We start from the raw sequence: 14,751 nt of genomic DNA, 5'->3' as shown, positions 1-14,751 counted from the left end.
CCTTTTCTTGAGTAAAAAAGGATATGCACATGACAGTACCATTGCCACAGTACATACAAACTCCTAAAAACAAAGTTCATGTATGGAGAAAAATTTGATATGCCTTAGGAGTTAGGAAGTGCCTTATATGATTACGTCTCCTAGTACAATAACATCCGTATTCGCGGGACAATATGCTCCCTCCCCCGGCCGCTTATCACCGGAAGCACCTAAACACTAAATAGTTGGGTTTTGTATCGATGCTACATCAAGTTTATAATTCAAGTTTGATCGCACCCTCAATAAAGTATTTTTCTTTTAAAGATTACCATGGTGTTTTTTATGAAAAGAAAAAATCATCATATATTTTTACAATTGATTTTACTGTAGTTCTTTTTCATACCAAATAATAGCATCATTCATTCCTTGTTCAAAACTCCATTCTGGATCATAACCTATCATACTTTTTGCTTTGCTGATATCAGCATTACTATGTTTAATATCGCCCTTTCGATCAGGTCCATAAGTCACTGGAACATCTTTTTTCAATGCGTTCGATAACTTTTTATAAATGTCAATTAAAAATTCCCTACCACCATAGGCTATGTTATATGCTTCACCTGCTGCATCATGAGAAGCATTGCAGGCTTTTAAATTAGCTTCAATCACATTTTCAATATAAGTAAAATCTCTACTTTGCTTTCCATCGCCATTGATAGTTGGAGATTCATTATTTAACAATTTTTTTATAAATTTCGGAAGAACAGCCGCATACATACCATCTGGGTCTTGTCTTCTGCCAAAAACATTAAAATAGCGCATACCATAAGTATCTAGACCATATAAACTTGTATACATTTTGCCGTACTCTTCATTAACTTTTTTAGTAAGGGCATAAGGAGATAGAAGGTTGCCTTCTTTTCCTTCCTTTTTAGGAAGGTTCGGCTCATCTCCATATACTGATGAGCTTGAGGCATATACGAACTTTTTAACATTGTTCTGTCGAGCAGCTTCCATCATATTTAAAGTTCCTCTAATGTTGATGTCTTCATATAAAACAGGCAATTCTATACTTCTAGGCACACTTCCCCAAGCAGCTTGATTCAAGACATAATCAACACCTTCACAAGCTGCTAAACATGTGTCGAAATCTCGTATGTCTCCTTCAATGAACTCATAATTTGTGTTATAAATTAAATCATCTACGTTTTTTTTCTTTCCTATCGAATAGTTGTCCAACCCTCTTACTTCATAACCCAGTTCAAGTATAGCTTCTACTAAGTTGGAACCGATAAAACCCGCTGCGCCAGTAACCAAAAATTTACTTCCTTTTGGGAAAACCAAATGTTTGTAACCCACTATCATACCCTCCAATATATAAATCCAGCATCTTCAGATTCTTCTTTACTGAACAAACCTTTTAGATCTATTAAAACTTTTCCTTCGTTTTCATTGATACTGTTAATTTTTGATGTCGTAGCTACTTGATTATAAGTTTCCGATGTCGTAGCTACTTGATTATAAATTTTGGGTTCTACAAAATTATTTTCTTTAAACATACTATTTAAGTCCGTCAAACTAATTAATTTAAATTCATCATGTGGAACTGCAAAAATTACAGCATCCATTCCAGTAACATCTTCCGGTTCAGTAAGTTGAATGCCATATTCATGCGCCAAATCTTCTTTATCAGCTTGAGGATCCACTACAGTTACTTCTGCTCCGTAATCTTCTAATTCGTTAATCACGTCAACCACCTTGGTGTTTCGAACATCTGGACAGTTTTCTTTGAATGTAATACCGAATACTGCTACTTTTGAACCCTTTACCTGTTTATTTGACTTAATCATTTTCTTGATAGTATTTTCCGCAACATATTTGCCCATATCGTCATTGATTTTTCTTCCTGAAAGTATAATTTGAGAGTGATACCCCATTTGTTGGGCTTTATAAGTAAGGTAATATGGATCCACGCCTATACAGTGACCACCTACTAACCCCGGAGAGAAATTAAGGAAATTCCACTTGGTTCCTGCTGCTTCAAGAACAGACTTAGTATCAATATCCATTTTATTGAATATGATGGATAATTCATTCATGAAAGCAATATTGATATCTCTCTGTGAATTTTCTATAACTTTTGCTGCTTCTGCTACTTTGATAGTTGGAGCCTGATGAACACCTACTTCTACCACTAATTCGTATACACTTGAAATGATATCTAAAGTTTCTCTGTCTTGACCGGCTACAACCTTTATAATATTCTCTAACCTGTGCGTTTTATCCCCTGGATTAATTCTTTCCGGAGAATAGCCGACCTTAAAATCTACCCCACACCTTAACCCAGATTCCTCTTCTAATATTGGGATACAAATCTCTTCTGTTACACCCGGATAAACAGTAGACTCGTACACTACTATAGAGCCTTTTGTCAAATTTCTTCCTAAAGTTCGGCTTGCTGATTTGATTGGATTCAAATCGGGTGTATGATCATCTCTAACTGGGGTCGGAACAGCAACAATGTGGAATTTTGCTCCTCTGAGTTTCTTCTCATCAGACGTAAACTCTACTGATGAATCTTTTATCACTTCATCACCAACTTCTTTTGTTGGATCAATTCCACTCTTGTACTGTTTCACTTTTTCTGGATTAACATCAAAACCTATCACATCTATCTTTTTAGAAAAAGCCTCCGCAATAGGCATACCTACATAACCTAAACCTACCAAAGAAATTTTCTCCTGTTTATTTATTAATCTTTCAAACATATCTTTCACTCCCTCTTATCCCCAATTTGTTTCTTTGATGAAAATTTTTCTAAAATATGATTTCTTCTTTCTTCTATTAATAGCTTATCGTATTTCTTAGCTTCATTATAATTTCGCTTTGCATAATATTGTAATTTGTTACCTCTCATATCTATCAATAATTTTTTAATAGCATTTATTGATTTTTTGTTAAATATACACTCTTCATCTAATAATTCAGGTATTCCACCTACATTTGATCCAATTGCAGGCAAACCTCTGCTCATAGCCTCAATTAAAGACCTTGGTAACCCTTCGGTTACACTTGGTTGTGCATACACGTCCAATTTATCCAGCCAATCATGTATCTGGGCGTGTGGTATTGAGCCCAAAAATTTCACTTGATTTTTTACACCATTATGTTCTGCAATAGATGACAAATAACTCTTGTCTCCACCACCTACAATTTGATATTCAAAATTAACAAACCCCTCTTTTTTCAAAGCACCCAATGCTTCAATAACATACTGTTGACCTTTGTATTTAACATTAATTGCCCCAGTAGTTCCGATAATTGTTTTTTTATTTAAATCTGAACTATTCTGTTTTCTTAAACGCATATCAAGGGCAGAGTCACTAAAATTGGTTAATGAAACATTTGAGCAGTTGGTATGTATTCCATTTGTAGGATACCTTTTTTGCAAGAAATAGTTGGTTACATAAACTACATATGGAGCCGTTTCCAAAGACTTTTTCACTGTGTGGCGTACAAACGGAGCTATGATTTTACCTTTCAGGCCATGGTTCCATAATGCATCCCATGGACACCCTACCATTTCAATAAGATAAGGAACTTGATGTTTACAGGCTATTTTACTCACAAATCTAATTATTAGAGAAGGGGCTTTAGTAGCTACTCTATCATGGTGTTTTATTAATTGTTTGTATTCTTTTTTTATATTTCGAATCGCTATGATTTTTCCTAATACTGTCCCCTTTGATTCAATTAAATGGAATTTAACAAAAGCAGAGTTTGTATTTACTTTTTCCACCATTTTATTTTTGTTATTTTCATTTTCTTCTTCACAAATACCAGTAACTGTGACAAATTTAAAATAACCTTTGAACCTGTTGAAATACTTTTCACTCATTTGTCCCGTTGTGTAAATCTCGCCTGATTTACTTTTAATAAACCGATGATCCGAAACATAAAGCAACCTCATATAAAGAGCACTCCCTAAATGCATGTTAAGTAGTAACTTAAGTAATTATTTATATTTCAATCATCCTTGAACCTGAGTCGTCGTTTGATTTATCAGATACAATATGCTTTAAAACGATTTCTCCAACGTCGTCTATAGAAATTGATGTAGGAATATCTAACTCAAAATTTTCCGTTCTCTTAAAGGATGACGTTATTAAATCATACATTTTGATATGTGTCTTTTGATAATCAAATATACCAGCCCCATTCAGAGCATATACACAATTTATTCTACCAGCAAAAAGCTCTAATATTGAAACTGATACTACCTTTGATACTAATGACTCTATTTCTTTCTCATAATAATTCACTTCATTACCTACTATTCTCTCTAACCATATAACTTTTTTAAGCTCTCCACCGTTTGATATTTCTTTATTATCAAAAAGTTCGAGGGGACTAACTCTCATAGATTGCGGGTTATGTTTTCTAGCAAAAGCTAATAAACCTGGAATAGGTCTCATGATTTTTTTAGCGTAAGGGATTCCACTACTCAACAATTTGTTTAAATTTGAATTTGTAATGATATTTCTTTTATTACTTTGGAAAACTTGTGGGAATAAATTCTTGTGATAGGGATAAATCACAAATGGTTTTAAAAATGGGTGGATTTCATTATTTTTAACAATCACAAGATCATCCCCTAATAATTTCCACTCTCCCTCTTTTACCATTCGCATTACAGTAGCAGTTTTTCCCACACCACCCCAAGATGGTAACAGTAATACTTCCCCATCTTTTTCAAGAGCCGCTGCATGAACAAGGGTACAATTTAATTCTAGTAGTAATAGTTGAATGCAAATCACTAGCCATTCATTGCATTCTTGCACTACTTTCAAAGTAATGTGGTTATTTGATTCCCTTTCAATTCGCACTCCATATTTCATATCTACAAATACATTGTTACCAATTAGCATTCCTTCTCCTATATCACGGCAGTCATCAGAACTTAATGTTTTGCATTTTTCAATAGAAATAGTAGCCTTAGATTTTTCGTACTCTGCATCACCAAATGTTGCAATACCCGAATTAATAAATAATGTGTCTTTCCAGGGGTAACTTTTATCTATTTTTACACCTATCAAGTTACTGATTAAAACTTTCATTAGATTGATCCTCCATATTATTATTTTATGTACATGTTAAATATATTTTCTCCATATCTTTCAAAACATTACTGTAGTCATATGTTTTAATCTTTTTTTTACTTTCTACACCAAATTTATTCCTGGTAGTTTTATCGTTCATTAATGTGCTAATTGCTTCCATGAAACCTTCTATATCATTAGGATCTTTTAAATATCCCTCTTTACCATCTTCAATCAAATCACTATTACCTCTGATATCAGAGCCAACTACTGGCACACCATTGGCCATTGCTTCCATCAAAGACACAGATAATCCTTCTCTAAAAGATGGAAAAACAAACACGTCAGCAAGTTTATACATAGTATCCACATCAGTCCTGAAACCCAATAACTTCACTTTATTTTCCAACCCATGAGAGACAATAAGTTTTTCTAAATATTTTCTAGAACCACCCTCTCCACAAATAACGTAATAAGCATTTGACTTGTTTAATTTTGCTAAAGCTTTTATAACAGTCTCGTGGTTTTTATTTTTGTTGAGTTCACCAATAGAAAGAAGAATAAAAGCCTCTTCAGGCAGTCCAAGGGCTCTAAGTTTTTCAGTTTTATTAATAGAAACGTAATCATTGTCTTGAGTATTTATACCTACACCTGGAACGTACTCAATTTTTCTAGCCTTTAGTGAGTTTTTTGCTTTGAAATAATCTTCACTGTTAATTGTGATTATTACATCTGTATATCGGGCTAACCAACGTTCAATAGGATAGTATATCATCCAGTTTAAAAATGGTGCCCCTTTAAAGAAATGAAACCCATGAGCAGTGTAGACTACTTGTACACTAGAGTTTGTTTTACATGCAAACCTCACACAAGCGGAAGCTACTGGAGTATGTGTATGAACAACGTCATAATTATTATGTTCTATAATTTTTTTTAATTTTTTATAAGCTATATAATTTTGCTTTTTGAGCGGAGAACGATTAAACTCTAGATTATAAATTTCACATCCCATTCGTGCTAATTCAGGATGAACATCTTGGACAATATTAAACGCTACATCAACTTCATGACCTAACTCTCTTAGCATCCTTATGTGAGGTATTAAAAATGTATTAACGGTATTTGAGACTGTTGAAACAAATAATATTTTCACTCCTAATCCCCCTCACCCTTGAATTTATCATTTTCATCCATTCTCTTTACTGGAGCACCAATATACGTTCCTGATTTTTTAATGTCCCTGATAACCAAAGAACCAGCACCAACTGTACACTCCTCTACAATGTTTACGTTATTACTTACTACACTTCCTATACCTATCCAAGTTTTTTTTCCTATACTAACCGAACCAGCTAAATGTACTCCTGGTGATATATGGGTGAAATCCTCGATAATATTATCGTGATCCAGAGTAACACCTGTATTTATTATGCTCCCTTTACCAATTTCGCTGCAGCAGTTTATTACAACCCCAGGCATTACGACTGATCCAGAACCTATATGGACTTGTTCACCACACACAGTATTAGGATGAATCAAAATAGGAACACTAGCTCCTTTTTTTTCAAGGGAATCCTGAATTAATTCGCGCGTACTATTATTACCAATCCCTACAAACACGTCATATTCATCAATATATTTATCTACGTCAGTAGAAGTTCCAATTACTCTCAAACCCATTGAGGTTATTTTACTTTCATCGTCATCTAAAAAAGCAATTTCTTCCCACTTATTCATTTTTAAAGCAATATCAGCGACAACTTTCCCATGACCACTAGCACCAATTATCAAAAGTTTGTTTTTCATGATTTTTCATTTCCTTGAAACGGCTCCATAGTCGTGGCAGTCTCGGAACTGATCCCTTCTTTAACGAACACTTTTTTAATAGTAGTAATGATTATTTTCCAATCAGTAACGAAACTTACACTATCAACATACTTCACATCCAAGTTGAATTTATCTTCCCAACTAATCGCATTTCTGCCATTCACTTGAGCCAGTCCCGAAAGCCCCGGTCTTACTTCGTGGCGGCGCTTTTGATGGTCATTATATAGTGGTAAATAAGAAACCAATAGCGGTCTAGGACCAATAATCGACATATCGCCCTTTAGTATGTTGAAAAGTTCAGGCAACTCATCAAGAGAGGTCGAACGGAGAAATTGTCCAAAACTTGTTAACCTGATATTATCCGGCAGAAGCTCTCCATCCACGTCTTTTGCATCAGTCATCGTACGGAATTTGTACATCTTGAAAATTTCACCATTTAAACCTGGACGATCTTGTTTAAATAGAACCGGCTTTCCTAGTTTCTTCTTAACTAACATAGCGACTATAATGAATACGGGTCCAAGAAATAAAATTCCAAGTAAGGATAAAATAAAATCCATTTGTCTTTTAACAAATTTTCTATAAATACCTTGATCACTTTTCATTAATGTAACCACACCTTTTTGAGAGTCTTCACCACTCTCTCTAAATCCTCATCGGTTATCTTCGTATCCGATGGTAAACATACACCGTTATTAAATAATCCTTCTGAAACCTCTCCACCTATAGAAGGATATTGTTCGAAAAAGGGTTGAAGATGCATGGGTTTCCAAATAGGTCTTGCTTCGATATTTTCATTTTCTAAAGCTGTTATTACGTCGAGAGGGCGAACACTTCCATTCAAAGTCATAACCGTCAGCCAGCAATTCGGCTCGTCCCATGAATTCATTGGCATAAATGTTATATCTTCAAACTTCTCTAGTGCTTTTTTGTAGTAGTTGAAGATGTATCTTTTCTTTTCTACCCTATCTTGTAATACTTTTAATTGTCCGCGACCAACCCCGGCGACTACGTTACTCATGCGATAGTTGAATCCTAATTCGCTATGCTCGTAATGCCTTGCTTGATCTCGTGACTGAGTAGCCCAGAACCTGGCTTTAGCTACTCTTTCCTCATCATCGGAAATAAGCATTCCGCCCCCAGAAGTGGTTATAATTTTATTTCCATTAAAAGAGAACACTCCATAATCACCAAATGTCCCTGTATGCTTCCCTTTATAATAAGTACCTAGAGACTCAGCTGCATCTTCTATTACTGCTACATCATATTCTTCACAAATTTTCATAATCTGATCCATGTTTGCGGAAAGACCATATAAATGAACGACAATCACAGCTTTAACTTCTGGATATTTCTCGAACGCTTCTTTTAGTGCTTCTGGATCCATATTCCATGTTTTCTCATCGCTATCAATGAATACAGGTGTTGCATTTTGATAGATAATCGGATTAGCGGTAGCTGAGAAAGTAAGGGTTGGACAGAATACAACATCCCCTTCTCCGACTCCGGCTGCTTTTAGGGCCAAATGGATAGCGGCTGTCCCAGAAGACAAAGCCGCTGCATCTTTAGAACCCACCATTGCCGCAAGTTCTCTTTCAAATCCGTTAACATTCTCTCCAAGTGGAGCAATCCAATTTGTGTCAAAGGCTTGTTGTACATAATCCTTCTCATATCCTTCATCACTCATATGAGGGGAAGAAAGGAAGATTTTATCATTCATTTTGGTAGTTTCCATTCAGGATACCTTCCTTTGCTATAATTATTCTTTGAAGTGTGAAATTTCAACCGTGTGAAACGGTCTGTTTTTCTTTTACCGTAATAAGATCGAACACTCTTTCAGGAATCTTCTCTGTCTTCAGATAGACGAGCTCATGTTCTGCAATATCACGGATGTTTTCGTTTGATACTTGGTTGTTTTTTCCGATATAAATCTTAGGATAGATTTGTTCAGGATGTACTTCGTTGTCTCCAAGTAGTTCTTCGTACATTTTCTCCCCTGGACGGATGCCTGAGAATTCGATTGGTATCTCTTCTTCCGTGAAGCCGGAGAGATATATGAGATTCTTCGCGAGATCGACGATTTTCACCGGCTCGCCCATGTCGAGGACGAAGATTTCTCCACCTCTGGCAAGGGCTCCTGCTTGAAGGACGAGTCTTGATGCTTCCGGGATCGTCATGAAGTAACGCGTCATTTCAGGATCTGTTACGGTAATCGGTCCACCCGCTTCAATCTGTTTTTTGAAGAGTGGAATGACACTGCCGCGGCTACCGAGGACGTTTCCGAATCGGACGGCTACGTATTCAGTTTTGCTTTCCGGGTTCAAGGACTGGATGACCATTTCCGCTAAGCGTTTCGTTGCTCCCATCACGTTTGTAGGGTTGACCGCCTTATCTGTGGAGACGAGTACGAATGTTTTAACCCGGGCCCTGTCCGCTGCTTCGGCTACATTCTTCGTTCCGATGACATTGTTCTTCACCGCTTCTTTCGGGTTCGCTTCCATCAGAGGAACGTGTTTGTGCGCCGCTGCGTGATACACATACTGCGGCTTGTACTCTTTCATCACCTGATGGATGCGGTCGCGGTCCTGTACATCTGCAATAACCGGAATGACCTCTGTCTCAAGGTCAAGGTTGGACAATTCCATATGAATGTTATAAATGCTGAATTCTCCGTGACCCAGAAGCACTAATCGCTTCGGTTTAAAATTGACGAGCTGGCGGCAGATTTCAGAACCGATGGAGCCGCCTGCCCCTGTGACAAGGATCGTCTGCCCGGTAATTTCTTCATTAATGGAATCGGTGTCCAGTTCGACAGGTTCACGCCCCAGCAAATCCTCAATGGAAACATCACGGATATGACTGACAGAAACTTTTCCGGAAGCAATGTCCTCAATCATCGGCAACGTCTGCACACTTTTAACGTGAGGTTGGACCTGTTTAATGACTTCCCGCATGCGTGAACGATCCACCGAAGGCATAGCAATTACAGCGTGGTCGATTTCTTTATTATTGACCACTTTTTCCATATCTTTCACCCGGCCAAGAACAGGAACGGAAGCTATAGACATTTTCTGTATGAATAGATCATCATCGATAAACCCGATGAGATTGACACTCGTATCACCATTGCCTCTCATCTGATTAGCGAGCATCTGCCCTGCTGATCCTGCCCCTATAATAACCGTGCGCCTGGCTTCCGGGTTATTTTTCATGAGTTTAACTTTTCTAAGACCCGGGTTGAGAGTAAGGCCGTACGTATTGTAGTATCTCCATAAATATCTGACTCCGCCGATCATGAGAATATGGAGCATCCAAGTAACGATCAACGCCCGCTCGTATACAGTTCCGAACAATCCGAACTGGAGAATGGCTGTTGATAATACAGAAGATGATACAACGGTAGTAAGACCTAGAAGCTCTTCCATATTGGCATAGCGCCATTTCTTTCTATACATGCCAAGCGTCCAGGAAAAGAGGTGGTGGGTTATAAGGAGCATGAGGGAAGTGACAAATACGATTCGATTAAAGACGTGGAAGTAAGGGTTGAGGAAGAAATGTGACATGTAGATAGAGAACGTCACAATTAATGAATCTATTGTAATTAACAGCAACAATCTCCGATTTTTCGTCATGACCATGAAAAACTCCTACTTTCTTATGTAGTATCTACTATGATGGACAAATTGCAAATGTCAGTGTTTATATTATTCAAAAGAAGGGTACAATCTGTTTAGTTGTAATTTCAAAAAATTTATCTAAAAAATGTTCCATAGAGTAATTGCCTTCTTTCTTCATTAATGTTTTCATGAAGAATTACTTTATAAGTTTAACAATACTTTCCTTTACTGGCAATACCGGCTTTAGGAAGCTGTATGGTAACTACATATTTTTGTGCAAGAAGCTCGTGGCAATGGATTGATTCTTACCAAAAAAACCGAGTAACAGCATTCTACCACTGATACTTTAGATGTGAAAAATCCAGATAGAACCCCCTGCCCTTATGGGAAAGGGCAGGGGGTTCTGATTGTTTCTAAAAGAGACCGAATCTTTTTTTCTTTTTCACGTGTTCCGGAGGTTCAGCGAATAAAGGCTCATTGTTCACTACAAATCTCGCATTATCAAGAAACACTTCGCGCGTCTCCGGGCCATACAATTTCTCGATTCTTCCAAAGGCCTCTTTCATATGAAACGGACGGTGTTTCACATTGTGAGCATCTGATGCAATCAGATGGATGAGCTTCGCCTCCATCAATTGTTCACTGAACTGTTTCACCGGCTTGCCGAAGCTTCCCACCAGACTTCCTGCAGTCAGCTGAGCGTATGCGCCCTGATGGATAAAGTCATGAAGAACGGAAGGCTTCTCCTGAAAATAACTGTTCCGCTCCGGATGTACAATCACCGGTTTATATCCTTTCAACTGCAGGTCGTACAGAAGCTGACTCGTATATCTCGGCACAGCGTCACTCGGAAATTCCACGAAAACGTATCGACTGTGGTTGATCGGCAAAACTTCTTCAGCATCCAAATCTTCAAGCATTTCTCCGTTTATCCGTGTTTCCTGTCCCGGCAGCACCTGAAGCGGTACGTCGTTATCTTCGAAAAAGCGATTAAGGACATGGACCTTTCCCTCTATATCGCGCCGTGAATTATCCCACTGCCCATTTTTAAAATGAGGGGTTGCCACAATAGTATGAATCCCTTCATCCAGAGCCTGCTCGGCCATTTCCAGACTTTCCTGCTCCGACTGAGCTCCGTCGTCAACATCTGGTAAAATATGACTATGTATGTCAATCATAAGATTCGCTCCCTAACTAATTAGATGTATTTACACTATATCTTTATTTTACCAAAAGTCCCAGAAAAAATACAGCTCTTCTGTACATTAACAGTAGAGCTGTATTTTATTACCGGTTACCATAGTACGCGTAATATCCGCTTTCTTTCTGAGGGACATCGTTTAAAACAATACCTAAGACCTTCGCTTTTGCCTGTTCAAGCAGTTCCTTGGATCTATTCGCAGCTTCTTTTTCGGTTTTCTTGTTCCGGACTACGAGTAACGCACCATCCGTCTGCGAAGTGAGGACCTGAGAATCCGTCACGGCTAATACAGGCGGCGAGTCAAATATTACTAAGTCATATTTCTGTTTCGCCTCATCGATGAATGCTTCCATTCTCGCCGACCCTAACAGTTCGGAAGGATTCGGCGGAATCGGTCCGCTCGTTACAATGTCAAGCCCATCCACCTGGGTCGGTTGCGCAATCTCTCTCACAGTATCTCCATGGCCCGCTACATAGTTGCTCAACCCTGAAACGTTGTCGAGGCGGAACGTATAATGTACAGTCGGCTTTCTTAAGTCACCATCCACTAGTAGAACCCTCTTCCCCTGCTGGGCAAATACTATCGCCAGGTTAGCTGTAGTGAGTGACTTCCCCTCAGAGGGCCCCGCCGAAGTTACGGTCATCGTGTGCAGTTTGCTGTCGACTGAAGCAAAATCCAGATTCGTACGTATCGTCCTGTACTGTTCGGAAATGGGGGATCTCGGGTTTTCGTGGGCAATCAACGTTCTTTTCATTAAAGGTGATTTTTTATTTCTTTTAAGAACCAACGTTTTGTCTCCTTTCACTTGAAGTCACCGGCTTTTTATTCATCACGGCTCTCTCTCCACTAGCAGCTTCGCCGGGGGCTATGGTAGATACCGAACCCAGGACCGGCATACCGAAAGTTTCTTCCAGGTTATCCGCACTTTTTACCGTGGTGTCGAGATACTCAAGGAGGAATGCCGCTCCCACTCCGAGCATGAGGCCGACGACCGCTGCGATAGCGAGATTCAACGGAGCGTTAGGACTTACCGGAGAAGGGTTGATTCCTACTTCCGCTTCCGACAGGACGTTCACGTTATCGACGTTCATCAACTCAGGAATCTTTGCTTCGAACGTCTTAACCGTTGCATTCGCAAGATTCGCTGCAGTCTCCGCCGATTCATCAGTCGCAGCTACTGTAACGACCTGGGACTGCTCGGCGTTAGAGACGGTTATTTTGTTCGCCAGCTGTTCGGCGCTTAAGTTGAGATCCAGTTCGTTGTTCACTTCATCTAAAATTGCAGGACTCTTAATAATGACATTATATGTATTGATAAGTTCGACGTTCGACCTGATTTCGTTGATATCGTATCCCGCCTGCTGCTGGTTATTGCTTTTCTCCTGGTTGACGATGAATTCCGAAGAGTATTGATACGTCGGTGTCATAAAGAAAAATGTAGCAATAGCACTCAAAAGAATAGCTCCAATAACGCAGCCCGCTATCAGCTGCCATCGTTTCTTCAGTACGCTCATAATTTCCTTCAGTGAAATAGTTTCTTCCATATGTGTACCTCCTGTTTCCTTTGAAAATCCGATAAACCATTTCCAATTATAACATAACAATATTTTGCATAGTCTTTTATTTTGTAAATTATTGAATATTTTCACGTTTGCTCTCTTCATTTTGTATTCCTGGCATACATTTTCTCACCCCTGTTTCTTTAATAATTTTTGACGAGTTTCTTCTATATTATACGCACACATTTCATTACATATCAGCGGCACATCTGTACAGTTCAAAAAAGTTGTTCTAAAGCACGGGTAATTTATCTAAATTTCCTTCTTAAACTCTTAAAATATGAAATGCAACCATTATTTCAAGGAATTTTATCATATTTTCGCTTTTATTTTCAGGTAGAGGGATTCCGTTTCAACCCCGTCATTACAGGGTTTCTCTTTTTACTGTAACTTCACTGAAATATAACTGTCAGATTTGCAATACGAATGTTAGCATTTTGTTCTTAACTTTAATGTTTAATGACTTTAGTATTGTGGTTGTGCAGATGAGACACGGAATTTTCAAACACACAGGAGGAATTTTAAAATGAAAAAACAAATGATTACTCTAGCAACTACCGCAGCTTTGACAGGAGCGTTCGCGACTACTGTAAGCGCGGAAGAATATAACGTAAATAGTGGAGATACGCTTTGGAGCATCTCCCAGCAAAATAATGTTTCTGTAAGCCAGCTTAAATCCTGGAACAATCTTTCTTCCAACCTGATCTTCCCTAACCAGTCCCTTACAGTTAGCGGTCAGGCTTCTGCTTCCGACAACGGCAGCAGCAACCAGGCAAGCGAATCGAATACGTATACAGTTAAATCCGGAGACACGATCTACTCTATCGGTAAAAAACACGGAGCAAGCGTTTCCCAGATCAAATCCTGGAACAACCTTTCTTCTAACCTGATCCACCCTGGTGATCAGCTGTCTGTTGGCGGATCCACTGCAGTGAAGTCCGAATCCAGCAGTAATAACACAGCTTCTGAAGAAAGTAACACGACTGCATCTTCTTCTGCTTCTTCCGAAGAAAGCAGCAGCCAGGGCGATGTCGTTAAACAGTTCACAGCAGAAGCTACTGCTTACACTGCTTACTGTGCAGGCTGCAGCGGTACAACTGCAACAGGTCAGGACCTTAGAGCTAACCCTAACCAGAAAGTCATCGCTGTAGACCCTAACGTAATCCCACTTGGGTCCAAGGTATGGGTTGAAGGTTACGGAACAGCAATCGCCGGTGACGTTGGCGGTGCTATCAAAGGTAACCGTATCGATGTCTTCATGCCTAGCAACAGCGACGCTCTTGACTTCGGCCGTCGCAACGTAACCGTTAAAGTTCTTAACTAATAATAGCAGAGTCTAAATGAATGAAGCGTCCTCCCCGTGCGGGTGGACGCTTTTCTTTTGGAATCAGTCACTTTTATCAGGAAGTTAAACGGGAATCCACTAAATTTAAGAAACCAAAGTATTCCCGATTTGACGGATCATAAA

13 protein-coding genes are annotated in these 14,751 nt (G+C 38.7%); 1 reads left to right on the top strand and 12 read right to left on the bottom strand.

All coding sequences use genetic code 11. The features are described from left to right. Positions 1-360 precede the first annotated feature (360 nt). From CKW00_RS03770 to CKW00_RS03715, 12 genes are all read right to left on the bottom strand, one after another. Positions 361-1,338, bottom strand: a complete 978-nt coding sequence (locus CKW00_RS03770; RefSeq protein WP_095821445.1) for an SDR family oxidoreductase — start codon at positions 1,336-1,338, stop codon at positions 361-363. Between the two features lie 2 nt (positions 1,339-1,340). After that, entirely contained in the window at positions 1,341-2,747 is a 1,407-nt protein-coding gene (locus CKW00_RS03765) for a nucleotide sugar dehydrogenase (protein ID WP_095821444.1), read from the bottom strand. A 5-nt stretch (positions 2,748-2,752) separates the two neighbouring features. Then, complete coding sequence (locus CKW00_RS03760; protein WP_158221270.1) at positions 2,753-3,877, bottom strand: glycosyltransferase; 1,125 nt, start codon at positions 3,875-3,877, stop codon at positions 2,753-2,755. A 121-nt stretch (positions 3,878-3,998) separates the two neighbouring features. Further along, positions 3,999-5,096 (bottom strand): hypothetical protein, encoded by a 1,098-nt coding sequence (locus CKW00_RS03755; RefSeq protein WP_095821442.1) that lies wholly within the window; start codon positions 5,094-5,096, stop codon positions 3,999-4,001. A gap of 25 nt (positions 5,097-5,121) precedes the next feature. After that, positions 5,122-6,231: a glycosyltransferase family 4 protein gene (locus CKW00_RS03750; RefSeq protein WP_095821441.1), complete on the bottom strand. Its 1,110-nt coding sequence runs from the start codon at positions 6,229-6,231 to the stop codon at positions 5,122-5,124. A gap of 2 nt (positions 6,232-6,233) precedes the next feature. Next, positions 6,234-6,884 carry an acetyltransferase gene (locus tag CKW00_RS03745; protein ID WP_095821440.1) on the bottom strand — a complete coding sequence of 217 codons (651 nt, stop codon included), beginning with the start codon at positions 6,882-6,884 and terminating at the stop codon, positions 6,234-6,236. Further along, entirely contained in the window at positions 6,881-7,510 is a 630-nt protein-coding gene (locus CKW00_RS03740) for a sugar transferase (protein ID WP_095821439.1), read from the bottom strand. The genes CKW00_RS03745 and CKW00_RS03740 overlap by 4 nt, the downstream gene beginning before the upstream one ends. Beyond that, positions 7,510-8,625: a DegT/DnrJ/EryC1/StrS family aminotransferase gene (locus CKW00_RS03735; RefSeq protein WP_095821497.1), complete on the bottom strand. Its 1,116-nt coding sequence runs from the start codon at positions 8,623-8,625 to the stop codon at positions 7,510-7,512. The genes CKW00_RS03740 and CKW00_RS03735 overlap by 1 nt, the downstream gene beginning before the upstream one ends. A 61-nt stretch (positions 8,626-8,686) precedes the next feature. Then, positions 8,687-10,537, bottom strand: a complete 1,851-nt coding sequence (locus CKW00_RS03730) for a polysaccharide biosynthesis protein (RefSeq protein WP_095821496.1) — start codon at positions 10,535-10,537, stop codon at positions 8,687-8,689. 398 nt (positions 10,538-10,935) lie between these two features. Further along, positions 10,936-11,700, bottom strand: coding sequence for a tyrosine-protein phosphatase (locus CKW00_RS03725; protein ID WP_095821438.1), 765 nt, complete (start codon positions 11,698-11,700; stop codon positions 10,936-10,938). 109 nt (positions 11,701-11,809) lie between these two features. Continuing rightward, positions 11,810-12,478 carry a CpsD/CapB family tyrosine-protein kinase gene (locus tag CKW00_RS03720; RefSeq protein ID WP_095821495.1) on the bottom strand — a complete coding sequence of 223 codons (669 nt, stop codon included), beginning with the start codon at positions 12,476-12,478 and terminating at the stop codon, positions 11,810-11,812. Positions 12,479-12,500: 22 nt separating this feature from the next. Continuing rightward, positions 12,501-13,268: a YveK family protein gene (locus CKW00_RS03715; RefSeq protein ID WP_095821437.1), complete on the bottom strand. Its 768-nt coding sequence runs from the start codon at positions 13,266-13,268 to the stop codon at positions 12,501-12,503. A 541-nt stretch (positions 13,269-13,809) separates the two neighbouring features. Here CKW00_RS03715 and CKW00_RS03710 point away from each other — a divergent pair. Continuing rightward, positions 13,810-14,607, top strand: a complete 798-nt coding sequence (locus CKW00_RS03710) for a LysM peptidoglycan-binding domain-containing protein (RefSeq protein WP_076571725.1) — start codon at positions 13,810-13,812, stop codon at positions 14,605-14,607. The last annotated feature ends 144 nt before the right edge of the window (positions 14,608-14,751 follow it).

It is taken from the genome of Salimicrobium humidisoli (assembly GCF_002295105.1).
GTDB lineage: Bacteria > Bacillota > Bacilli > Bacillales > Halobacillaceae > Salimicrobium > Salimicrobium humidisoli.
The sequence above is the reverse complement of the archived record's forward strand: the minus strand, read 5'-3'. Positions and strand labels throughout refer to the sequence as shown.

Excerpts from the sequence above, each read along its gene's own strand:
- CKW00_RS03710 (WP_076571725.1), top strand. The coding sequence starts at position 13,810 with ATGAAAAAACAAATGATTACTCTAGCAACTACCGCAGCTTTGACAGGA.
- CKW00_RS03740 (WP_095821439.1), bottom strand. The coding sequence starts at position 7,510 with ATGAAAAGTGATCAAGGTATTTATAGAAAATTTGTTAAAAGACAAATG.
- CKW00_RS03765 (WP_095821444.1), bottom strand. The coding sequence starts at position 2,747 with ATGTTTGAAAGATTAATAAATAAACAGGAGAAAATTTCTTTGGTAGGT.
- CKW00_RS03755 (WP_095821442.1), bottom strand. The coding sequence starts at position 5,096 with ATGAAAGTTTTAATCAGTAACTTGATAGGTGTAAAAATAGATAAAAGT.
- CKW00_RS03735 (WP_095821497.1), bottom strand. The coding sequence starts at position 8,625 with ATGAATGATAAAATCTTCCTTTCTTCCCCTCATATGAGTGATGAAGGA.
- CKW00_RS03715 (WP_095821437.1), bottom strand. The coding sequence starts at position 13,268 with ATGGAAGAAACTATTTCACTGAAGGAAATTATGAGCGTACTGAAGAAA.
- CKW00_RS03745 (WP_095821440.1), bottom strand. The coding sequence starts at position 6,884 with ATGAAAAACAAACTTTTGATAATTGGTGCTAGTGGTCATGGGAAAGTT.
- CKW00_RS03725 (WP_095821438.1), bottom strand. The coding sequence starts at position 11,700 with ATGATTGACATACATAGTCATATTTTACCAGATGTTGACGACGGAGCT.
- CKW00_RS03730 (WP_095821496.1), bottom strand. The coding sequence starts at position 10,537 with ATGACGAAAAATCGGAGATTGTTGCTGTTAATTACAATAGATTCATTA.
- CKW00_RS03760 (WP_158221270.1), bottom strand. The coding sequence starts at position 3,877 with ATGAGTGAAAAGTATTTCAACAGGTTCAAAGGTTATTTTAAATTTGTC.
- CKW00_RS03720 (WP_095821495.1), bottom strand. The coding sequence starts at position 12,478 with ATGAAAAGAACGTTGATTGCCCACGAAAACCCGAGATCCCCCATTTCC.